This window comes from Pseudomonas sp. FG98 (assembly GCF_057808595.1).
The window spans coordinates 153343-174135 of the sequence record NZ_JBMDIJ010000007.1; the positions used below are offsets into that span (position 1 = coordinate 153343).

Sequence of the window (20793 nt, forward strand, 5' to 3'; positions counted from 1 at the left end):
ACGCGATCCTTGTGGGAGCCGGCGTTGCCGGCGATGGGGCCGGGTCAGGCGAGCAAGGTCTCCAGGCTCACCGGCAACCCGCCAAACTCGCCCATGGCATCCAGCAGCGCCGCCTGGAAGTACTCCAGCGACGCCCGGTCGAACAGGATGTGGAAGCGCGGCAACTCGGCGCTCCCGGCATTGATCACGATGGCATTCAGCCGCGCTACCGAAGTCTGCGCCACGCTGCCGACGGGGAAGGCCTGCGGGCGCAGGTCCACGCCACAGACCTTGGCCATCACCTCGGCAATATGCCGGCCGGACAACTGCACCCAGGCATGACTGTCCTGCCGTGGCAGCAGATAGTTGCGTTGCTCGCCGAGCTCCCAGCCGGCTTCTTCGGCGGCAATCCGCTGCCCCCGATCCGCCAGGCTGCCCAGCAGGAAATACTCGGTCTGCGACAACCGCGCCACCAGGGTGCCGTCGTCACCCAGCACCGCCCGGTTGGGCGCCTCCGGCAGCGCATAACCGCGCGCCGTCAGCCAGCCGGCGGCGTCCACGCCACGGAAACCGACCCGTGGCAGGTCGGTCAGGTCGATGAGCGCACAGCGCTCGATAGGATTGAGACTGGTCATGGCTCACAGCTCCTGGCGCTGGTTGTCGGGATCGAGGAACGGCAGTTTCACCACCGTGGCCTGCACTATTTCACCGCCTTCGACGCGGATCGGAATGCGCGTGCCCGGCTCGGCCTGGTCGGCGCCGGCATAGGCCAGGCCGATGATCTGGCCGAGGGTCGCCGAGTACTCGCAGGAAGTGACGTTGCCGCTGATGTCCGCACCCTTGAGCACCAGATGTCCTTCCAGCGGTTGGCTGCTGCCCTTGGGCAGGCTGAAGCCCACCAGTTTGCGCTTGAGCGGCTGGCGTTCGAGGATCTCGATGGAGCGCTTGCCGACGAAGAACGGCTTCTTGCGACCGATCGCCCATTGCATGTCGATCTCGCCCGGGTGGGTCATGCCGTCGGTGTCCTGGCTGATGATCACGTGGCCTTTTTCCAGACGCAGCAGGCGCTGGCTTTCCACGCCGAACGGGCGGATACCGAACTCGGCCCCGGCCTCCATCAGCACATCCCAGAGCTTGCCGCCGTGCCGCGCAGGCACGTGGATTTCATAGCCGAGCTCGCCGACGAAACCGACCCGCATCAGCCGCGCCGGAATCCCGGCCACGCTGCCGGTGCGCACACCGAGATAAGGGAAGCCCTCGGCGGACAGGTCGACGTCGCTGCACACCTTCTCCATCACCTTGCGCGACAGCGGTCCGGCCACGTTCACCGCCGCCAGCGCTGCGGTGACGTTGGCGATATCCACGTCCAGGCGCCATTGCGCGTTCCACTTGAGCATCTGCTGGTAGATGCGGTCGACGCCGCTGGTGGTGGCGGTCACGTAGAAGTGCCGCTCGGCCAGGCGGGCGATCACGCCATCGTCGATCACCACGCCGTGTTCGTTGGTCATCAGGCCGTAGCGGGTACGGCCCACCGGCTGCTTGGCGAACGGCATGGTGTACATGCGCTCCAGCAGTTCGGCGGCATCCGGCCCGCGCACGTCGAGGCCGCCGAGGGTCGAGACATCGATGATGCCGACCTTCTCCCGCACATGAAGAACCTCTTCCTGCATGCAGCGCTCACGCTCATCCGGCTTGCCGTAGTAGGCCGGGCGCTGCCAGATGCCGGCCGGCATCAGCTTGGCGCCGGCGGCGACATGGCGGCTGTGCATGGCGGTCTGCCGATACGGGTCGAAGGCACGTCCGGCGACATGCGCCAGCTTCTCCGCCTCGAACGGCGGACGCGCGGTGGTCACCCCGGTTTCGCTGATGCTGCGGCCAGTCGCCTGGGCGACCAGGCGCGCGGTCGGCAGTGCCGAGTGACGGCCTTGCGACGGCCCCATGCCGACGGTGGAGAAGCGCTTGACCAGTTGCACGTCGCGATAGCCATGGCGGGTGGCGTTGACGATATCGCGCACCTGCAGGTCTTCGTCGAAGTCGACGAAATCCTTGCCTTTCGGGTGGGCGAAGATCGGCCATTCGAAGTTGACCCGCGCCTCGCCGGCGAACTCGACGGCGCCGACACCCGGCTCCAGTCCCAGCGCCTGCACGGCGGCAGCGGCGACCCGGCTGCCATCGAGCAGCACGTTATCCAACTGATGGCGACCGTTCACCGAGCCGGCGACCCGCAGCCCCTCCGGCAGCCCGCTGATGGCGAACTCGGCGCGCTGCTCGTCATAGGCCAGCTTGCCCCCGGCCTGGCACAGCAACTGGTACACCGGCATGTAGCCGGCGGACATGCACAGCAGGTCGCAAGCCAGGGTCAGGCCCTGCTCGGCCACCTTGCCTTGCGCGGTGATGCGGCGGATCTCCACGCCGCTGACATGGCGCATGCCTTTCTCGTGCAGCGCCTCGTACACGGTGCTGCCGAGATGAACCGGGACTCCGCGCTTTTCCAGGGCGACTTTCAGGGCCATGTCGGCCGGCTGCTGGCGCATGTCCACCAGCGCCGCGACCTGCACACCCTGGTCGGCGAGGTCGAGGGCGGCCAGGTAGCCGTCGTCGTTGCCGGTCAGCACCACGCCGCATTTGCCCGGTTTCACCGCGTACAGCTTCATCAGGCGCTGCGCGGCGCTGGCCAGCATCACCCCCGGCAGGTCGTTGTTGCGGAACACCACAGGCTGATCGAACGAGCCGGCGGCGACGATGCACTGTGTGGCGCGCACCTTGTACATGCGCTTGCCCTGGATCACCGGCAGGTAGTTGTCGGTGAACCAGGCGTTGCAGGTGGCCTGGGTCAGCACCTGGATATTGGCGTGGCCTTGCACGGCGGCGAGCAGTTCGCGGCGCAGGGCGTCGGCGCGCTGGCCTTCGATATCGAAGCGGGCGTAGGTCAGCGAACCGCCGAGTACCGTCTGCTGTTCGATCAGCAGCACCCGTGCGCCGGCATTGGCGGCGGTGAGGGCGGCGCTGAGACCGGCCGGGCCCGCGCCGATCACTGCCACATCAACAAAGAGGTAGGCCTTGTCGTAGTACTGCGGCTTGAAGTTCAGGTCGAGCACACCGAGGCCGGCTTTCTTGCGGATCAGCGGTTCCCAGATCTTCCACATGCCCTTGGGCTTGAAGAACGAGCGGTAGTAGAAACCCACCGGCATGAAGCGCGAGAACTTGCCGAGGTAGGCGTCGCGGTCGCTGTCCAGCGAGCCGTTGAAGTTCTGCCCGGTGACGGTCATGCCGGCGGCAAGCACCTGGGCGTCGGCCAGCACGTTGGGTTCGTCCGGCAGTTGCACCAGGGTGTTGGCATCCTGCCCGGCCATGGTCAGCGGGCCGCGCGGGCGGTGGTATTTGAACGAGCGCGAAAGCAGCCAGCGGCCGTTGGCGAGCAGGGCGCTGGCGATGCTGTCGCCGGCAAAGCCCTGGTAATCGCTGCCGTCGAAACTGAAACGCAGGGGCTGCTGGCGGTCGATCAGCAGGCCCATGGGGGCGGGAAGGCGGCTCATCCGGCGATCTCCTGGACGGGGGCGGCGAAGTCGACGCGCTGGTTGAAGATTTCCTTGGCATCGAAGGTGCGCAGGATCTGGTCGGTGACGGTGTGGCGCTCGGCGAGGAACCAGTAGCTGGAGGCGTTATGCATCCACCACTCGCGGACCACCCCGGCCTCGTTGTCGCTGTTGAATACGTAGTCGGCCCATTCGGCGTCGGTGCAGGTGGCCGGGTCGGGCATCACCTTGAACTCGCCACCGTAGGTGAACTCGCTGATATTGCGCGGCCCGTTGAGCGGGCAATTCATGATCTTCATGGCATTCCCCTTAGTGGCTGGCCGCCGTGGCGCCCATCTCGTTGACCTGCTGGAAGGTGCTGAAGCGTTCGAGGGCGAACGGCTTGATCAGCTCCGGCACGCGGCCGCCGCTGGCGACCAGCTCGGCCATGGTCTTGCCGCAGATCGGCGTCGACTTGAAGCCCCAGGTGCCCCAGCCGGCGTCGAGGTAGTAATTCTTCACCGGCGACAGGCCCATGATCGGGCTGTAGTCCGGGGTCATGTCGGTGATCCCGGCCCACTGGCGCATCAGCTTGGCGTTGGCCATGAACGGGAACATCTCGATGGCGTGAGCCAGCAGGCTTTCCTTGAGGTCCAGGGTCGAGCGGGTGTTGTACAGCGGGTACGGGTCGGAGCCGCCGCCGAAGACGATCTCGCCGCGGCTGGTCTGCTGCACGTAGCAGTGCAGGGCCGACGAGCTCACCAGCGGGTCGAGGAACGGCTTGAACGGCTGGGTCACCATGGCTTGCAGCGGGTAGGTGTGGATCGGTGCGCGGATCCCGGCCTTCTTCAGCATCAGCGAGCTGGCGCCAGCGATGGCCTGGACCGCGCAGCCGCATTTCACCGTACCGCGGTTGGTCTTCACCGCCGTGATGCGGCCGTTCTCGATCACCAGGTCCTGCACCTCGGTGAGCTGGTGGATCTCCACCCCGCGCTTGGCCGCCTGCTTGGCGTAGCCCCAGGCCACGGCGTCGTGGCGGGCGGTGGCGCCGTCGATGTGCCAGAGCCCGGCGAGTACCGGGATGTGGCCGGGGTCGAGGTTGAGGGTCGGCACCAGTTCGCGGATCTGCTGGCGGTCGATCATCTCGGTACGGCCGCCGAAGTGCTTGTTCACTTCGGCGCGCTGGCGGAAGGCGCGCACCGTGGCGTCGGTGTGGGCCAGGGTCAGTTGGCCGCGCTCGGAATACATGATGTTGAAATCGAACTCGTTGGACAGCTCCTGGAACATCCGCACCGACTCGATATAGAAGCGCACGCCTTCGCTGGTCAGGTAGTTGGAGCGGATCACCGCGGTGTTGCGCGCGGTGTTGCCGCCGCCCAGGTAGGACTTCTCCAGCACCGCGACATTGGTGATGCCGTGGTACTTCGACAGGTAGTAGGCGATGGCCAGGCCATGGCCGCCGGCGCCGATGATCACCACGTCGTAGGAGGACTTCAGTTCGGTCGGCGGCGGCAGGTCGACTTCCGCCGGATACTCGGAACTGAGGCCGTATTTCAGGAGATTGAAGGGCATGTGGCCTCCTGTTGCAGGCGCGCGGCGGTCAGGGTGTTTTTCATCAGGAAGGCGATGGTCATCGGGCCGACGCCACCGGGCACCGGGGTGATGGCCGCGACCTTGGGCAGGGCGCTGTCGAAGTCCACGTCGCCGACCAGGCGCGAACGCTCTCCTTCGGTGATGCGGTTGATGCCGACATCGATCACCACCGCACCGGGCTTGAGCCAGTCGGCATCCACCAGGCGCGGACGGCCGACGGCGGCGATGACGATGTCGGCCTGGCGGCACAGCTCTTTCAGGTTGGCGCTGCGCGAGTGGACCACGGTCACCGTGCAATGGGCCTTGAGCAGCAGGGCGGCCATCGGCTTGCCGACGATGTTCGAGCGGCCGATCACCACCGCGTGCTTGCCGCTGATATCGCCCATGCAGTCTTCCAGCAGGCGCATGCAGCCGGCGGGGGTGCAGGGCGTCAGTACATCGCGGCCCTGGCTCAGGCCGCCGACGTTCTCGGCGTGGAAACCGTCGACATCCTTGAGCGGGTCGATGGCCTGGAGCACGCGGGTTTCATTGATATGGCCCGGTAGCGGCAACTGCACGAGGATGCCGTGGACGCTGGCGTCGGCATTCAGTTCGCCGATCAGGCCGAGCAACACGGCCTCGCTGGTGTCCGCCGGCAGGCGGTGTTCGCGGGACTGGATGCCGCATTCCTCGGCGCGCAGCACCTTGTTGCGCACGTAGACATGGCTGGCCGGGTCGTCGCCGACCAGCACCACGGTCAGGCCCGGGGCGATGCCCTGGGTCTTCATGTCCGCGACCTGGGCCTTCACTTCGGCGAGCACGCGGGCGGCGGCGGCCTTGCCGTCGATCAACTTGATGGGGGCTGGAGTATTCACCGGAAGATCACCGTGCGGTCGCCATTGAGGAATACCCGGTGCTCGAGGTGGTATTTCACCGCCTTGGACAGGGCTACGGTTTCGGTATCGCGGCCGACGCTGACCAGATCGTCGGCCAGGTAGGCGTGGTCCACGCGCTGCACTTCCTGCTCGATGATCGGGCCCTCGTCGAGGTCGGAGGTGACGTAGTGGGCGGTGGCGCCGATCAGTTTCACGCCACGGGCATAGGCCTGGTGGTACGGCTTGGCGCCCTTGAAGCCGGGCAGGAACGAGTGGTGGATATTGATGGCGCGGCCGGCAAGCTGTTTGCACAGGTCATCGGAGAGGATCTGCATGTAGCGGGCCAGCACCACCAGTTCGGTGCCGGTTTCCTCGACGATCTGCAGCAGCGCCGACTCCTGCTGGGACTTGGTGTCCTTGGTCACCGGCAGGTAGATGAAGCGGATGCCCTCGCGCTCGGCCATGGGCCGCAGGTCGAGGTGGTTGGAGACGATGGCGGTGATCTGCATGTCCATCTCGCCCTTGTGGTGGCGGTAGAGCAGGTCGGCCAGGCAGTGGTCGTACTTGCTGACCATCAGCAGCACGCGCATCGGCTGGTTGCTGCCGTGCAGGCTCCAGTCCATGGCCATGCGCTTGGCCACGGCGTCGAAACCTTGCTCGACTTCGTCGATGTCGCCTTCGTAGTGGTCGTTGAAGCGGAACACCGCGCGCATGAAGAAGCGCCCGCTGGTGTCGTCGTCGAATTGCGACATCTCGCTGATGTAGCAGCCTTTTTCCGCCAGGTAGGTGGTTACCGCCGCGACGATGCCGGAGGTGGCCGGACAGCTGATCTTGAGGATGTAGTGGCTGGTGGCGTGATGCATTTCGGGTCCTCGGATGAAGTGGCGGCAGCGGTCGCAAGGCGGAAATTTCAGCGGTGAAGCGATGTTTTGTCGGTGAAGATTATTTATTGGTGGGAATAAAATATTCCTTTTGCGCTTTTATAGGCGAAAGGAAGGTGCAGGTCTAGCCTGTGGGGAAAATTTTTATCTTGGGAGGAAACTTCAGGGCAGGGGATTTTGGGGGGAGGCTGATGGCTTCATCGCTGGCAAGCCAGCTCCCACAAGGTCAGCGCAGGTCTTGAGCCATGTGCATCCTGTGGGAGCTGGCTTGCCAGCGATAGGGCCCTGAAGAGCACTAGAGAACTTCAGTCATTCCCATAGTTCATGATCGACAACAACTTGATCGGCACCTGCACCAGCTTCTCCGGCCCATGGGGCACATCGCCGTCGAAGGTCAGGCTGTCGCCCGCCTGCATGTGATAGAGCTGGTTGCCATGCCGGTACACCAGTTCACCCTCCAGCAGATGCAGGAACTCGGTGCCCGGATGGGCGAAGGTCGGAAACTCCTCGCTGGCGTCATCCATGCTCACCATGTATGCCTCGAAGTTCTTCTTCGGCCCGCGGGTGTGGTTGAGCAGGTGATAGGTGTGGCCCTTCTCGGTGCCGCGGCGCACCACTTCCATGCCTTCGCCGCCCTTGACCAGGATGGCGCTGCCGTCCGGCTGGTCGTACTGACTGAACAGCTTGGACATGGGCATGCCCAGCACGTCGCACAGGCGGCTGAGGATATCCAGGCTGGTGGAGACCTGGGCGTTCTCGATCTTGCTCAGCATGCCCTGGCTGATCCCGGCGATGCGCGCCACATCGGCCAGTTTCAGTTCCTGGGCCTGGCGCTCGCGGCGGATCTGCATGCCCAGGTACTGCTCCAGGCGCAGGCGGGGAGGGGTGTCGGTGGTCACGGTCGGTCAATCCTGCTTGTTTTCGGTTCAGGAAAATTAATTTCGCACTGAGAAAGTGCAAAAAATCCCGACCTGGGGTGGATCAAGGTCGGGACTTTCCTCGGATGAAAGAGAGTTTCCCATATAAACAGCAGGCCGGTGCAATGCCGGGGCCATTTCTTCCTGTGTCTTGAAAACTGGCAAGCGCCTTGCATTCCTGTCAGGAAACTAAATTTCCTTGATGGAATTAGACGTACCTGACCACCTTGTTCTCCTGCCTTATTCGACCGCCTTGCCCTTTTCCAGGAGTGAAGAAACATGTTGCCAGTTGAAACGCAGCGCATCATCGAACAGCACGGCATCAAGTACGTGCTCGCCCAGTTCGTCGATATCCATGGCGCCGCGAAGACCAAGTCGGTGCCGGTCAACGGGCTCAAGGCGGTCGCCGAGGATGGTGCCGGCTTTGCCGGGTTCGCCATCTGCGGCATGGGCATGGAACCCCACGGCCCGGACTTCATGGCCCGCGGCGATCTCTCCACGCTGATTCCGGTGCCATGGCAGCCAGGCTACGGCCGCATCGTCTGCATCGGCCACGTCAACGGCCAGCCATGGCCCTACGACACCCGCTACGTCCTGCAACAGCAGGTACAGCGCCTGAAGGACAAGGGCTGGACCCTGAACACCGGCCTGGAGCCCGAATTCAGCCTGTTCCGCCGCGATGCCGCGGGCAAGCTGCAACTGGTGGACGCCTCCGACAACCTCGACAAGCCCTGCTACGACTACAAGGGCCTGTCGCGCTCCCGCGAATTCCTCGAACGCCTGACCGAAGCCCTGCAACCGGTGGGCTTCGACATCTACCAGATCGACCACGAGGACGCCAACGGCCAGTTCGAGATCAACTACACCTACAGCGACGCCATGGAGTCGGCCGACCGCTTCACCTTCTTCCGCATGGCCGCCGGCGAGATCGCCAACGACATGGGCATGATCTGCTCGTTCATGCCCAAGCCTGATCCGAAGCGCGCCGGCAACGGCATGCACTTCCACCTGTCGATCGCCAGCGCCACCAACAAGAACCTGTTCCATGACGCCAGCGACCCGAGCGGCATGGGCCTGTCGAAGATGGCCTACCACTTCGCCGCCGGCCTGCTGGCCCATGGCCCGGCCCTGTGCGCCTTCGCCGCGCCGACCGTCAACTCCTACAAGCGCCTGGTGGTGGGCCGCTCGCTGTCCGGTTCGACCTGGGCCCCGGCCTTCGTCGCCTTCGGTTCCAACAACCGCTCGGCCATGGTCCGCGTGCCCTATGGCCGCCTTGAATTCCGCCTGCCGGACGCCGGCTGCAACCCGTACCTGGTGACCGCCGCGATCATCGCCGCCGGCCTCGACGGTATCGAGCGCCAACTGGAGCCGGACTTCGTCTGCAACGAAAACCTCTACACCCTCAGCCTCGAAGAGATCGCCGCGCGCGGCATCAAGACCCTGCCGCAGTCGCTCAAGGAAGCCACCGACGCCCTGGCCGCCAACCCGCTGTTCCGCGAGGTGCTGGGCGCCGAGATCGTCGACGAGTTCATCCGCCAGAAACGCATGGAGTGGGTGGAGTACAGCCGGCATGTCTCCGACTGGGAGATCCAGCGCTACACCGAATTCTTCTGACAAACCTATTCCCGTTTCATCTGCCCCAAGGAGACATCCCATGTGCGGAATCGTTGGTCTTTACCTGAAGAAGCCCGAGCTCGAAAGCCAGCTCGGCAAACTGTTCGAACCCATGCTCGAAGCCATGACCGATCGCGGCCCGGACAGCGCCGGCTTCGCCATCTACGGCGATGAAGTGGCCGACGGCTGGGTCAAGCTGACCCTGCAGGCCAGCGACATCGGCTACGACTGGAAAGCCCTGATGGGCGCGCTGGAAGGCCGCCTGGGCTGCTCGCTGGACTGGTTCCAGAACGCCAGCGCCGCCGTGCTCAAGGCCCACAGCGCCGAAGAGCCGGTACGTGCCGCCCTCGCCGAACTGGCCCCGGACGTGCGCATCATGAGCGCCGGGCAGAGCATCGAAATCCTCAAGGGCATGGGCTTGCCGAAAGAAATCTCCGAGCGCTTCGGCCTCAAAGGCATGAAGGGCAGCCACATCATCGGCCACACCCGCATGGCCACCGAAAGCGCCGTGACCATGGAAGGCAGCCACCCGTTCTCCACCGGCGCCGACCTGTGCCTGGTGCACAACGGCTCGCTGTCCAACCACTTCCGCCTGCGCCAGGAACTCAAGCGCGAAGGCATCACCTTCGAGACCGACAACGACACCGAAGTCGCCGCCGGCTACCTGACCTGGCGCCTGCGCCAGGGCGACAGCCTCAAGGAAGCCCTGGACAAGTCGCTGGAAGACCTCGACGGCTTCTTCACCTTCGCCATCGGCACCCGCAACGGCTTTGCCGTGATCCGCGACCCGATCGCGTGCAAGCCGGCGATCCTCGCCGAAACCGAGGACTACGTCGCCATGGCCTCCGAATACCAGGCACTGGCCAGCCTGCCGGGCATCGACAAGGCGAAAGTCTGGGAACCCGAACCCGCCACCATGTACATCTGGGAACGTGCCTGAGGAGCATTCATATGAAAACCATCGACCTGTCCAGCGCCTCGGTGCGTGAACTGAACCAGACCCTGCACGGCGAAGTGCAGGACCGCGAGTGGGTGGTCACCCACCCCGACGGCAAGCACAACCTGGCGGTAGGCCTGAACCAGGCCGTGAGCATCGATATCCAGGGTCATGCCGGCTACTACTGCGCCGGGATGAACCAGAAGGCGAGCATCACCGTGCACGGCAACGTCGGCGTCGGCGTGGCGGAAAACATGATGTCCGGCTCGGTGCGGGTCAAGGGCAGCGCCTCCCAGGCCGCCGGTGCCACCGCCCATGGCGGCCTGTTGGTGATCGACGGCGATGCCGGTGCCCGTTGCGGGATTTCCATGAAGGGCGTCGACATCGTGGTTGGCGGCAGCATCGGCCACATGAGCTGCTTCATGGCCCAGGCCGGGCGCCTGGTGGTCTGCGGCGATGCCGGCGATGCGCTGGGCGACTCGCTGTACGAGACCCGTATCTACGTGAAGGGCACGGTCAAGTCGCTGGGCTCGGACTGCATCGAGAAAGAGATGCGCGCCGAGCATATCGCCGAGGTCGCCGAGCTGCTCAACCGCGCCGGCTTCGACGAAGACCCGGCCAGCTTCAAGCGCTACGGCTCGGCACGCCAGCTGTACAACTTCAAAGTCGACAACGCGTCCGCCTACTGATCCGCGGCCAGGAGTATTCCCATGAGCGAAAAACACACCCCCGTGCTGCGCGAGTCGGCCACCTTCGACCGCCTGACCATCCAGGAAATCCAGCGCGCTGCCGAAACCGGCATCTATGACATCCGTGGCGGCGGCACCAAGCGCAAGCTGCCGCACTTCGACGACCTGCTGCTGCTCGGCGCCTCGGTCTCGCGTTATCCGCTGGAAGGCTACCGGGAGAAATGCGGCACCGATGTGGTCCTCGGCACCCGCTTCGCCAAGAAGCCGATCCACCTGAAGATCCCGGTGACCATCGCCGGCATGAGCTTCGGCGCGCTGTCGGCCAACGCCAAGGAAGCCCTGGGCCGTGGCGCCACCATCGCCGGCACCAGCACCACCACCGGCGACGGCGGCATGACCCCGGAAGAGCGTGGCCAGTCGCAGCACCTGGTCTACCAGTACCTGCCGTCGCGCTACGGCATGAACCCGGATGACCTGCGCAAGGCCGACGCCATCGAGATCGTTCTCGGCCAGGGCGCCAAGCCGGGCGGCGGCGGCATGCTGCTGGGCATGAAGGTGACCGAGCGGGTGGCCGGCATGCGCACCCTGCCGATCGGCGTCGACCAGCGCAGCGCTTGCCGTCACCCGGACTGGACCGGCCCGGATGACCTGGCGATCAAGATCGCCGAGCTGCGCGAGATCACCGACTGGGAGAAACCGATCTACGTCAAGATCGGCGCCAGCCGCCCGTACTACGACGTCAAGCTGGCGGTGAAGGCCGGTGCCGACGTGATCGTTCTCGACGGCATGCAGGGTGGCACCGCAGCGACCCAGGAAGTGTTCATCGAACACGTCGGCATTCCGATCCTGCCGGCGATTCCGCAAGCGGTGCAGGCGCTGCAGGAGATGGGCATGCACCGCCAGGTGCAACTGATCGTCTCCGGCGGTATCCGCAATGGTGCGGACGTGGCCAAGGCCATGGCGTTGGGCGCTGACGCAGTGGCTATCGGCACCGCTGCGCTGGTCGCGCTGGGTGACAACCATCCGCGTCTGGATGAAGAGCTGAAGAAGATCGGTTCGGCGGCGGGTTACTACGATGACTGGCAGAACGGCCGCGACCCGGCCGGTATCACCACCCAGGATCCGGAGCTGTCCAAGCGTCTCGATCCGGTGGAAGCAGGTCGGCGCCTGGCCAACTACCTGCGGGTGCTGGTGCTGGAAGCCCAGACCATGGCCCGCGCCTGCGGCAAGTCGCACCTGCACAACCTCGATCCGGAAGACCTGGTGGCGCTGACAGTGGAAGCGGCGGCGATGGCCCGGGTACCGCTGGCGGGCACCAGCTGGGTGCCGGGGCAGCAGTACTGATTCGATATTGAGGTGTTCTTTCGGGCCTCATCGCCGGCAACGCCGGCTCCCACAAGGATCGCGTGTATCGCTGAACCTGTGGGAGCCGGCGTTGCCGGCGATGAGGCCCGAAAGGTCACAGCAAATGCTGATCAGGGCTCTGGTGGTAGGGGCAACAGCAACTCCGCACTCACCGGCAAATGATCGGAAATCTCCAGCGTATCCTGCTGCACCACCTCGGCCTCCAGCCGCTTCAGCTTGGGACTGTGGAACAGATAGTCCAGCGTCCGGTCCGGCCCATCCAGGCCCGGGTCATTCGGAAAGTGCGTCAGCCACGCCTCGCGGTCCGCTCCGGTCGCCTCGGCATTGGCCGGAATCATCGGGTACTTGTCCCACAACAGATGCAACTCGCTGTCCGCCGAATACAGCGGCTGCTGCTGCGGCTTGAGCCGTCGGTACTGCCCCAGCGGCAACAGGTTGAAATCCCCGCCCAACAGCCATGGCGTGCCCTGGCGCTCCAGCTTGTCCACCATCCCTTCCAGCGCCTGCACCTGGCGCAGTTGCACATCGCTGCCTGCCGCATGCCGGTCCAGCTGCGTATTCAACACCGCCAGTTGCCCGCCCTCGCGCAGCGGCAGATAGCTGACCAGCACCGCCCGTTGCGGTTGGAGCAGGCGGCTGAGGACGTTGTCGGCATCCCGCGGCAGTTGCACCCGCTGCGCGCGCTGGATCGGGTAACGGCTGAGGGTCGCCAAGGTGCGGCCGACACTGCCGGCGATATGCGGATCGGGGACGAATTCGGCTTTCCATTGATACGCCTGCACGGCGCAGGGGTAGAAATCGGCGAGGCGCTCGCGGAGCAGGGCGAGCTGGTCCTGGTAGTCGCTGGCCTTGGCGTTGTTGTCCAGCTCCTGGAGCAGGACGATATCCGGCTGCCGGGCGCGGATCACCCGGGCCACTTCGTCGAGGTTGAAGGCCAGGTCTTCTTCGGTGGGGCGGGTGTCGTCGCCGCGGGCTTCGTCGTACCAGAATACGTAGCGCTTGCCCGCCAGGTACTGCACGTTCCAGGTCATCACCGTCAAGGGTTGGCCCGACTCCAGCGGTTGGCCCGGGCCGTTGCAGGCGACCGGCAGGTCCTCCAGCGGTTCCGGGCGCCAGCCGGCCTGGGAAGCCAGCAGCCAGAGCAGGACGGCGATCAGCAGCAGTAACAGCAGGGCGTTGCGCAGTAGTCGGGTCATCGGGCTCGCACGGGTCGGGACAGATGGTTGAGCATAGCCTCCGGGTTCAGCCGCGTGTCGATGGTGCGTCGCTGATCAGCATGTACAGGCGGAACAGCACCACGGTACTGAACAGTTGCAGGAAGCTGTTGAGCACATTGACCAGCAGTTCCAGCAGTGGGTTCACCTCTTTCGGCAGCAGTTCCAGGGTGATGCCGCCGAACAGCCACAGCGGTGCCATGACCCCGAGCATGCAGGCGAGGATGCGCCAGAAGTGGCCCCTGACCATCTGGAAGCTTTCGCGCATCGCTGCGATCGGCGCATAGCCGCGCAGGACCAGCAGGTACTCGGCGAACACCAGGTTGGTCATCACCCAGATGCCCGGCAGGATGAACAGCGAGATGCCGAACATGATCAGCAGCGAACTGAGCATCACCAGCAGGGCGAACGCCGGCCACAGCTGCAGGGAGCGGGCGAGCAGGTTGCGCTTGAGCGGCTCGTGGCCGTCGCTGCGGGCGTCGAGGTAGAGGATCAGGGCGGCGCTGTACAACGGGTAGAACAGCAGGCCGACGAGCAGGCCGTAGGTCATCGGGGCATCGTCGGGCAACTGGTCGTAGAGCAACTGGGTGCACAGCGCCTCGATGATCACCAGCGGCAGGCACAGCGCGGCGATGCTCAGCAGGTGGCGGCGGAAGAAATACAGGGAGTCGCGCAGAACGGTAAGCGGATTCATGGGTCGATGTCGGAGTCCAGAGCAGGCGGTCACTTTAGCTCAGGGGCCGAACCTGAACAAAGTTTCATGGGACGGCGCGGTTGAAAGCGCCATGCTTGGCCCAATCTTCACTGCAACCGGTAATCCAGAGAGGTCGCGTCATGAATCACGAAGAACAGAACCTGATCGATGGCCTGTTCACCAGGCTGCGCCAGGCCGAGGCCGAAGGCGCCCCGCGCGATGCCCAGGCCCAGGCGCATATCGCCGGGCTGGTTCAGCAGCATGCGGCGGCTCCTTACTACATGGCCCAGGCGATCCTGGTCCAGGAAGCGGCGCTCAAGCGTCTTGATGAACAGAACCGCCAGCTTCAGGCCGAGCTGGCCGAGGCCAAGGCGCGGGCGGCGAGTCCTGCGCCGGCGCAGCAGGGCAGTGGTGGTTTCCTGTCGAGCATCTTCGGCTCCAGCTCGCGGCCGGCGGCACCGAGCCAGCCTGCCGCAGCGCCGGCACCATCCAGCTCCGGCGGCTGGCGTGATGGCCCCGGTGTCGCACCGCAATCCAACTGGGGCGCTCCGCCACCTGCACCACAAGCCGCTCCGGCGCGCAGCGGCGCCAGCAGCTTCCTCGGTGGTGCCTTGCAGACCGCAGCCGGCGTGGCCGGTGGCGTGATGCTGGCGCAGGGCATCAGCAGCCTGTTCCACCACAACTCGCAGCCGGAGGAGATCGTCGAGGTGATCAAGGAAGAGCCGGCCCAGGTCAGCGACCAGGGTGGCTGGAACAACGATGACAGCCAGCGTTATGTAGCCGATGACAGCAGTTATGGCGACGACGGTGGCGGGTTCTTCTCGGATGATGATTACGTCTGAGGATCTTTGTCGTTCTTGATGGCCCTATCGCTGGCAAGCCAGCTCCCACAGGGTTTGGTGGTGTTCACAAAACCTGTGGGAGCTGGCTTGCCAGCGATGAGGCCATCGAATCCACCACAACACCGATGGCATGGCATACTGGGCCCTTTTTGGGGCCCAGGTCCGTTGTGAAGGGAGGTGGTGGTGAAGAAAATCGCCCTGTTCGTCGATGTCCAGAACCTCTACTACACCGTGCGCCAGGCCTATGGCTGCCATTTCAACTACGCCGCCTTCTGGAAAGAGGTGAGCCGCGACGGCGAGATCGTCGAGGCCTTCGCCTATGCCATCGACCGCGGCGACGCCAAGCAGCAGCAATTCCAGCAGATCCTGCGTAACCTCGGTTTCACCGTGAAGCTCAAGCCCTATATCCAGCGTGCCGATGGCTCGGCCAAGGGCGACTGGGACGTGGGCATCACCCTCGATGTGGTGGACGCCGCCCCCCGCGTCGACCAGGTGGTGCTGGCCTCCGGCGACGGTGATTTCGACCTGCTGCTGGAGCGGGTGATCCAGCGCCACGGTGTCGAGGCCGTAGCCTACGGCGTCCCCGGCTTGACTGCCCATTCGCTGATCCGCGCCGCTTCCCGCTATGTGCCCATCGAAGGCGCGCTGCTGCTCAAACACTGAGGTTTTTCGTGGAACGTATCGCTGTCATCGACTTTGAAACCACCGGCATCACCCCCGGCGCCGGCTGCCGTGCCACTGAAGTGGCGGTGGTGATGCTGGAGCAGGGGCGCATTGTCGAGCGCTACCAGAGCCTGATGAACGCTGGCGTGCCGGTACCGGCCTTCGTCGCCGGGCTCACCGGCATCACCACCGCCATGCTGCGCAGCGCGCCGCCGGTGGAGCGGGTGATGAACGAAGTGGCCGAGTTTGTCGGCACTACGCCGCTGCTGGCGCACAACGCGGCCTTCGACCAGAAGTTCTGGGACTACGAACTGAGCCGTATCGGCCGCAGCCGCAGCCAGTCCTTCGCCTGTTCGCTGCTGTTGTCGCGGCGCCTGCTGCCGGCGGCGCCGAACCACAAGCTCGGCACCCTGACCCGCTGGGCCGGGCTGCCCGACACCGGCACCGCGCACCGGGCCATGGCCGATGCGGAAATGGCCGCCAACCTGCTCCAGCACCTCGTGGGCGAACTGCGCCAGACCCATGGTCTGCAACAGCTCGATCACGCCTTCCTGTGCAAGTTGCAGAAAGTTCCTGCCGCCAAGGTTCGCGAGATGCTGAACAAATACCGTTAAGCCTTGGGGCCGCTCTGCGGCCCTTCGCGAGCGAGCTCGCTCCCACGGTATTCGCAAATACTTAAGCCTTCTTCTCCAACTGCCCCAGCGGCACTCGCCGTTCCACCGCGCTGGAGAGAATGATCGACGTCTTGCTGAAGCCGAACTGCGCCACGCGGTTGATCAGATCTTCCAGCTCCGGCATCGACCCCACCGCCGCCTGCATGATCACGCAGGGGTCACCGGTGACCCGGTGGCATTCGGTGAGCTGGGGAATCTGCGTCAGCGCTTCGTAGGCCTGCTGGTTGCCGTGGCTGGCCAGGCGCAACTCGATCACGCACTGGATCGGCAGGCCGATCTTGCTCATGTCGACTTTGGCCTGGTAGCCGGTGATTACCCCGCCGGCCTCCAGCTTGGCCACCCGTTCCGCCACCGCCGGCGCCGAGAGATTCACCGTGCGGGCGAGCTGGGCGAAGGAGGCGCGGCCGTTCTCCAGAAGGGCGGCGAGGAGCATGCGATCGTACTTGTCCATGGGGTCTGCAAGGGGCCTTGTGAAAACGAAGGGAAATGCCTGGAAGATCCGTTCTTTCGAAAGTCCAGGGGCTCGATAAGCGTTTTTTGAAACTTAATTTTACTAGTGGCGCTTTTTAAACTAGCGCCACAACTACTCAAATACGAGCCCCCCATGTCTGCCTCCCGTCGTTTTCCCTGGTTGCTGATCGGTTCCTTCCTTGCCCTCTATCTGGTCTGGGGCTCCACCTACCTGTTCATTCGCATTGGCGTCGAATCCTGGCCGCCCATGTTGATGGCGGGCCTGCGCTTCGTGATCGCGGGCAGCCTGCTGTATGGCTTCCTGCGCTGGCGCGGGGTGCCGGCGCCGACCTGGCAGCAATGGAAGGCGGCGGGGGTGATCGGCGTGTTGCTGCTCAGTTGCGGCAACGGCGGGGTGACCCTGGCCGAGCATGCCGGGGTTGCATCCGGCGTGGCGGCGCTGGCGGTGGCGACGGTGCCGCTGTTCACCTTGTTGTTCGGCCTGTTTTTCGGCCATCGCAATACGCGGCTGGAGTGGGCGGGGATCTTTCTTGGGCTGGTCGGCATTGGTTTGCTCAACCTGGGCTCCAATCTCCAGGCCAGTCCGTTCGGCGCGGCGCTGATCCTGTTCGCCGCAGCGGCCTGGGCCTTCGGTTCGGTGTGGAGCAAAAGCCTGCCGCTGCCCCAGGGGCCGATGGCCAGTGCCGCGGAGATGCTGGTGGGCGGCGTCGCCCTGTTGCTCGGCAGCGCCCTGAGCGGCGAGCGCCTGACCCAGATGCCGACCGCCGCCGGTTGGGGGGCCCTGGCCTACCTAGTGGTGTTCGGCTCGATCATCGCCTTCAGTGCCTACATGTACCTGCTCAAGCATGTGCGTCCGGCGGCGGCCACCAGCTATGCCTACGTCAACCCGGCGGTGGCGGTGCTGCTGGGCATCCTGTTTGCCGGCGAGCAGATCGGTGCCGAGGAGTGCCTGGCGATGGCGGTGATCATCGGTGCGGTGGTGTTGATCGGCATCCCGCAATGGCGCAAGGCGCCGGAGCAACCAGTGATGGCGGCGAAACTGTCCGGGACTCGGTGAAGCACCGCCGAACAGGGTAAACTTCGCGCCATTGCACGAATTCCCCTGACGGTATTTCCATGACATTCGCCAAACTCGGCCTGATCGAACCGCTGCTGCGTGCCCTCGACGGCCTCAACTACAACACCCCGACGCCGGTCCAGGCCCAGGCGATTCCCGCCGTGCTGGCCGGCCGCGACCTGATGGCCGCGGCCCAGACCGGCACCGGCAAGACCGCCGGCTTCGCCCTGCCGCTGCTGCAGCGCCTGACCCTCGAAGGCGCCCAGGTCGCCAGCAACTCGGTTCGCGCCCTGGTGCTGGTGCCGACCCGCGAGCTGGCCGAGCAGGTTCACGCCAATATCCGTGAATATGCCGAGCATCTGCCGCTGCGCACCTACGCGGTGTACGGCGGTGTCAGCATCAACCCGCAGATGATGAAGCTGCGCAAGGGCATCGACCTGCTGGTGGCGACCCCGGGCCGACTGCTCGACCTGTTCCGCCAGAACGCGGTGAAGTTCAACCAGCTCCAGGCCCTGGTGCTGGACGAAGCCGACCGCATGCTCGACCTCGGCTTCGCCGAAGAGCTGCGTTCGATCTACGCCGCCTTGCCGGTCAAGCGCCAGACCCTGCTGTTCTCCGCCACCTTCTCCGACGAGATCCGCCTGATGGCCGGGCAGATGCTCAAGGAGCCGCTGAGCGTCGAGGTCAGCCCGCGCAACGTCACCGCGAGCACGGTCAAGCAGTGGATCGTCACTGTGGATAAAAAGCGCAAGGCCGAGTTGTTCTGCCACTTGCTGCGCAAGCAGCGCTGGAAGCAGGTGCTGGTGTTCGCCAAGACCCGCAACGGTGTGGACCAACTGGTCGAGCGCCTGGTGGGCATGGGCATCAATGCCGACGGCATCCACGGCGACCGCCCGCAGGCTACCCGCCAGCGCGCGCTGGACAGCTTCAAGGCGCGGGAAGTGCAGATCCTCGTGGCCACCGACGTGGCGGCGCGCGGGCTGGATATCGATGACCTGCCGCTGGTGGTCAACTTCGACCTGCCGATCGTTGCCGAGGATTATGTGCACCGCATCGGTCGTACTGGTCGCGCGGGCAATACCGGCGAGGCGATCTCGCTGGTGTGTGCCGATGAAGTGCAACTGCTCTCGGCCATCGAGACCCTGACCCGCAAGACCCTGCCACGCCACGACGAGCCGGGCTTCGAGCCGGACCACCGGGTGCCGGTGACCGATGCCAGCGGGCAGATCCTGAAAAAGCCGAAGAAACCGAAGAAGCCCAAGGTCAGTGGCGCCAAGGGCAGCCTGGGACGCTGGATGGACAGCGGCGATGCGCCAGCGGCACCGGCCAAGGCAGTGCGCAAGGTGCCTTCGTTCAATACCGGGCCGAAGAAGCGCAAGCCCTGATTTTTGCTTTGTTCTTGAGGGCCTCATCGCCGGCAACGCCGGCTCCCACAGGTATTGCGCACGCCGCCGGACCTTGTGGGAGCCGGCGTTGCCGGCGATGAGGCCGGTACACACAACCCGTCACTTACGGCCAAGCCACTCCAGCACCCCCAACCCCGCTTTCTTGCCACTGGCAAAACAGGCCGTCAGCAGATACCCCCCAGTCGGCGCCTCCCAGTCGAGCATCTCCCCGGCACAGAACACCCCCGGCACCTGCTTCAGCATCAACCCCTCGTCCAGCGCCTCGAACCTGACCCCGCCCGCACTGCTGATCGCCTCGTCCAGCGGCCGCGGCCGTACCAGCACGATAGGCAGGGCCTTGATCGCCGCCGCCAGTTGCTGCGGATCGGCAAACACCTCCGGCCCGGTCAGCTCGCGCAGCAGCGCGGCCTTGACCCCGTCCAGCCCCAACTGCCCGTGCAGGTGCTTGGCCATCGACCGCGAACCACGCGGCTTGGTCAGTGCCTGGGCAACTTTATCCACAGTGCGGTTCGGCAACAGGTCCAGCAGCAGGGTGGCGCTGCCGTCGCGGTTGATGGCTTCGCGAACCTGCCCCGACCAGGCATACACCAGGCTGCCTTCCACACCACTCTCGGTCAGGACGAACTCGCCGAGTCGCGGCGCCTGCCCCGGCAGGCTCAGGGCGATGTTCTTCAACGGCGCTCCGGCGAACTTCTGCTTGAGCAGATCGCTCCAGGCCGCGACCTCGAAACCGCAGTTGGCCGCCTGCAACGGGGCGATATCTACAGCCCGCTCGGCCAGCCACGGCAGCCAGGCGCCGTCCGAGCCCAGACGCGCCCAACTGCCGCCGCCGAGGGCCAGGATGGTCGCGTCCGGGGTGATCGCCAGTTCGCCCTGTGGATAACCGATCCGCAAGGCACCCTGGTCATTCCAGCCCAGCCAGCGGTGCCGGGTGTGGATAACCACTCCGGCATCGCGCAGGCGCTTGAGCCAGGCGCGCAGCAGCGGCGCGGCTTTCATGTCGCTGGGAAACACCCGGCCCGAGGTGCCGACGAAGGTAGTTATCCCCAGGCCGTGAATCCACTCGCGCAGGCCGTCGGCATCGAAGCCCTGCAACAGCGCGGCGATTTCCCCGCTGCGCTCGGCATAGCGCGAGATAAAGGCCGGGTAGGGCTCGGAGTGGGTGATGTTCATCCCGCCAACTCCAGCCAGGAGAAACTTGCGCCCCACCGAGGGCATGGCGTCGTACAGATCGACCCGGACCCCGGCCAGAGCCAGGACTTCGGCCGCCATCAGGCCGGCGGGGCCGCCTCCGACAATGGCGACGTGGGCGGGAGCGGAGGGGCGGGAATCGGTCATGGCGGCGGCAGGCTGGGGATAAGTGGGCCGCGCATTCTACCCGAGGCGGGCCGGGCAGGGCACTGTACAAAAAACGATCAGAGTCCGCGC

20 protein-coding genes are annotated in these 20793 nt (G+C 65.2%); 9 read left to right on the forward strand and 11 right to left on the reverse strand.

All coding sequences use genetic code 11. The annotated features are described in order from the left end of the window. Positions 1-44: 44 nt before the first annotated feature. The 7 genes from ACODSK_RS07935 to ACODSK_RS07965 all read right to left on the reverse strand — a co-directional run bounded on the left by ACODSK_RS07935 (position 45) and on the right by ACODSK_RS07965 (position 7721). Positions 45-614 carry a sarcosine oxidase subunit gamma gene (locus tag ACODSK_RS07935; RefSeq protein WP_489015131.1) on the reverse strand — a complete coding sequence of 190 codons (570 nt, stop codon included), beginning with the start codon at positions 612-614 and terminating at the stop codon, positions 45-47. 3 nt (positions 615-617) lie between these two features. Beyond that, positions 618-3515 carry an FAD-dependent oxidoreductase gene (locus tag ACODSK_RS07940; protein WP_489015133.1) on the reverse strand — a complete coding sequence of 966 codons (2898 nt, stop codon included), beginning with the start codon at positions 3513-3515 and terminating at the stop codon, positions 618-620. Next, positions 3512-3814 (reverse strand): sarcosine oxidase subunit delta, encoded by a 303-nt coding sequence (locus ACODSK_RS07945; protein ID WP_489015135.1) that lies wholly within the window; start codon positions 3812-3814, stop codon positions 3512-3514. The genes ACODSK_RS07940 and ACODSK_RS07945 overlap by 4 nt, the downstream gene beginning before the upstream one ends. A gap of 10 nt (positions 3815-3824) precedes the next feature. After that, positions 3825-5066: an FAD-dependent oxidoreductase gene (locus ACODSK_RS07950; RefSeq protein WP_330073133.1), complete on the reverse strand. Its 1242-nt coding sequence runs from the start codon at positions 5064-5066 to the stop codon at positions 3825-3827. Beyond that, positions 5048-5941 (reverse strand): bifunctional methylenetetrahydrofolate dehydrogenase/methenyltetrahydrofolate cyclohydrolase FolD, encoded by an 894-nt coding sequence (gene folD / locus ACODSK_RS07955; protein ID WP_489015137.1) that lies wholly within the window; start codon positions 5939-5941, stop codon positions 5048-5050. Before folD ends, ACODSK_RS07950 begins: the two co-directional genes overlap by 19 nt. Further along, on the reverse strand, positions 5938-6804 hold the full coding sequence (gene purU / locus ACODSK_RS07960) for a formyltetrahydrofolate deformylase (protein ID WP_489015139.1): 867 nt from the start codon (positions 6802-6804) through the stop codon (positions 5938-5940). Before purU ends, folD begins: the two co-directional genes overlap by 4 nt. Positions 6805-7127: 323 nt before the next feature. After that, positions 7128-7721 carry a helix-turn-helix domain-containing protein gene (locus tag ACODSK_RS07965; RefSeq protein WP_489015141.1) on the reverse strand — a complete coding sequence of 198 codons (594 nt, stop codon included), beginning with the start codon at positions 7719-7721 and terminating at the stop codon, positions 7128-7130. 297 nt (positions 7722-8018) lie between these two features. Here ACODSK_RS07965 and glnT point away from each other — a divergent pair, with 297 nt between their 5' ends. Genes glnT through ACODSK_RS07985 form a run of 4 tightly spaced genes read left to right on the forward strand, consistent with a single transcriptional unit; the run spans position 8019 to position 12323 of the window. After that, positions 8019-9353, forward strand: a complete 1335-nt coding sequence (gene glnT, locus ACODSK_RS07970) for a type III glutamate--ammonia ligase (RefSeq protein ID WP_489015143.1) — start codon at positions 8019-8021, stop codon at positions 9351-9353. Between the two features lie 40 nt (positions 9354-9393). Then, entirely contained in the window at positions 9394-10293 is a 900-nt protein-coding gene (locus tag ACODSK_RS07975; protein WP_489015145.1) for a class II glutamine amidotransferase, read from the forward strand. Between the two features lie 11 nt (positions 10294-10304). Continuing rightward, the gene (locus ACODSK_RS07980) at positions 10305-10979 is read left to right on the forward strand and encodes a GltB/FmdC/FwdC-like GXGXG domain-containing protein (protein ID WP_330073127.1); all 675 of its coding nucleotides are present in this window, start codon (positions 10305-10307) and stop codon (positions 10977-10979) included. Positions 10980-11000: 21 nt separating this feature from the next. Continuing rightward, on the forward strand, positions 11001-12323 hold the full coding sequence (locus ACODSK_RS07985) for an FMN-binding glutamate synthase family protein (RefSeq protein ID WP_489015147.1): 1323 nt from the start codon (positions 11001-11003) through the stop codon (positions 12321-12323). Positions 12324-12454: 131 nt separating this feature from the next. Here ACODSK_RS07985 and ACODSK_RS07990 read toward each other — a convergent pair whose 3' ends face one another. Together ACODSK_RS07990 and ACODSK_RS07995 are read right to left on the reverse strand one after the other, a co-directional pair. After that, positions 12455-13540, reverse strand: coding sequence for an endonuclease/exonuclease/phosphatase family protein (locus ACODSK_RS07990; RefSeq protein ID WP_489015149.1), 1086 nt, complete (start codon positions 13538-13540; stop codon positions 12455-12457). A gap of 46 nt (positions 13541-13586) precedes the next feature. After that, on the reverse strand, positions 13587-14252 hold the full coding sequence (locus ACODSK_RS07995) for a YciC family protein (protein WP_489015151.1): 666 nt from the start codon (positions 14250-14252) through the stop codon (positions 13587-13589). Between the two features lie 140 nt (positions 14253-14392). On the opposite strand from ACODSK_RS07995, the gene ACODSK_RS08000 reads away from it, so the two are divergent. From ACODSK_RS08000 to ACODSK_RS08010, 3 genes are all read left to right on the forward strand, one after another. Continuing rightward, positions 14393-15094, forward strand: a complete 702-nt coding sequence (locus ACODSK_RS08000) for a DUF2076 domain-containing protein (RefSeq protein WP_489015153.1) — start codon at positions 14393-14395, stop codon at positions 15092-15094. A 183-nt stretch (positions 15095-15277) separates the two neighbouring features. Beyond that, positions 15278-15757, forward strand: a complete 480-nt coding sequence (locus tag ACODSK_RS08005) for a LabA-like NYN domain-containing protein (protein ID WP_489015155.1) — start codon at positions 15278-15280, stop codon at positions 15755-15757. Between the two features lie 8 nt (positions 15758-15765). Then, complete coding sequence (locus ACODSK_RS08010) at positions 15766-16371, forward strand: 3'-5' exonuclease (protein WP_489015157.1); 606 nt, start codon at positions 15766-15768, stop codon at positions 16369-16371. Between the two features lie 61 nt (positions 16372-16432). Here the strand turns inward: ACODSK_RS08010 and ACODSK_RS08015 are convergent, their stop codons facing one another. Next, positions 16433-16882, reverse strand: a complete 450-nt coding sequence (locus tag ACODSK_RS08015) for an Lrp/AsnC family transcriptional regulator (RefSeq protein ID WP_489015159.1) — start codon at positions 16880-16882, stop codon at positions 16433-16435. Positions 16883-17035: 153 nt separating this feature from the next. Between ACODSK_RS08015 and yedA the strand changes: the two genes are divergently transcribed. Continuing rightward, entirely contained in the window at positions 17036-17959 is a 924-nt protein-coding gene (gene yedA, locus ACODSK_RS08020; protein WP_489015161.1) for a drug/metabolite exporter YedA, read from the forward strand. A 59-nt stretch (positions 17960-18018) separates the two neighbouring features. Further along, entirely contained in the window at positions 18019-19344 is a 1326-nt protein-coding gene (rhlE1, locus tag ACODSK_RS08025; RefSeq protein WP_489015163.1) for an RNA helicase RhlE1, read from the forward strand. Positions 19345-19464: 120 nt separating this feature from the next. On the opposite strand, the gene ACODSK_RS08030 is transcribed toward rhlE1, so the two are convergent. Next, the gene (locus ACODSK_RS08030) at positions 19465-20703 is read right to left on the reverse strand and encodes a TIGR03862 family flavoprotein (protein ID WP_489015165.1); all 1239 of its coding nucleotides are present in this window, start codon (positions 20701-20703) and stop codon (positions 19465-19467) included. Positions 20704-20793 lie beyond the last annotated feature (90 nt).

Excerpts from the sequence above, each read along its gene's own strand:
- ACODSK_RS07935 (WP_489015131.1), bottom strand. The coding sequence starts at position 614 with ATGACCAGTCTCAATCCTATCGAGCGCTGTGCGCTCATCGACCTGACC.
- ACODSK_RS07940 (WP_489015133.1), bottom strand. The coding sequence starts at position 3,515 with ATGAGCCGCCTTCCCGCCCCCATGGGCCTGCTGATCGACCGCCAGCAG.
- ACODSK_RS07945 (WP_489015135.1), bottom strand. The coding sequence starts at position 3,814 with ATGAAGATCATGAATTGCCCGCTCAACGGGCCGCGCAATATCAGCGAG.
- ACODSK_RS07950 (WP_330073133.1), bottom strand. The coding sequence starts at position 5,066 with ATGCCCTTCAATCTCCTGAAATACGGCCTCAGTTCCGAGTATCCGGCG.
- purU (WP_489015139.1), bottom strand. The coding sequence starts at position 6,804 with ATGCATCACGCCACCAGCCACTACATCCTCAAGATCAGCTGTCCGGCC.
- glnT (WP_489015143.1), top strand. The coding sequence starts at position 8,019 with ATGTTGCCAGTTGAAACGCAGCGCATCATCGAACAGCACGGCATCAAG.
- ACODSK_RS07975 (WP_489015145.1), top strand. The coding sequence starts at position 9,394 with ATGTGCGGAATCGTTGGTCTTTACCTGAAGAAGCCCGAGCTCGAAAGC.
- ACODSK_RS07980 (WP_330073127.1), top strand. The coding sequence starts at position 10,305 with ATGAAAACCATCGACCTGTCCAGCGCCTCGGTGCGTGAACTGAACCAG.
- ACODSK_RS07985 (WP_489015147.1), top strand. The coding sequence starts at position 11,001 with ATGAGCGAAAAACACACCCCCGTGCTGCGCGAGTCGGCCACCTTCGAC.
- ACODSK_RS07990 (WP_489015149.1), bottom strand. The coding sequence starts at position 13,540 with ATGACCCGACTACTGCGCAACGCCCTGCTGTTACTGCTGCTGATCGCC.
- ACODSK_RS07995 (WP_489015151.1), bottom strand. The coding sequence starts at position 14,252 with ATGAATCCGCTTACCGTTCTGCGCGACTCCCTGTATTTCTTCCGCCGC.
- ACODSK_RS08000 (WP_489015153.1), top strand. The coding sequence starts at position 14,393 with ATGAATCACGAAGAACAGAACCTGATCGATGGCCTGTTCACCAGGCTG.
- ACODSK_RS08015 (WP_489015159.1), bottom strand. The coding sequence starts at position 16,882 with ATGGACAAGTACGATCGCATGCTCCTCGCCGCCCTTCTGGAGAACGGC.
- yedA (WP_489015161.1), top strand. The coding sequence starts at position 17,036 with ATGTCTGCCTCCCGTCGTTTTCCCTGGTTGCTGATCGGTTCCTTCCTT.
- rhlE1 (WP_489015163.1), top strand. The coding sequence starts at position 18,019 with ATGACATTCGCCAAACTCGGCCTGATCGAACCGCTGCTGCGTGCCCTC.
- ACODSK_RS08030 (WP_489015165.1), bottom strand. The coding sequence starts at position 20,703 with ATGACCGATTCCCGCCCCTCCGCTCCCGCCCACGTCGCCATTGTCGGA.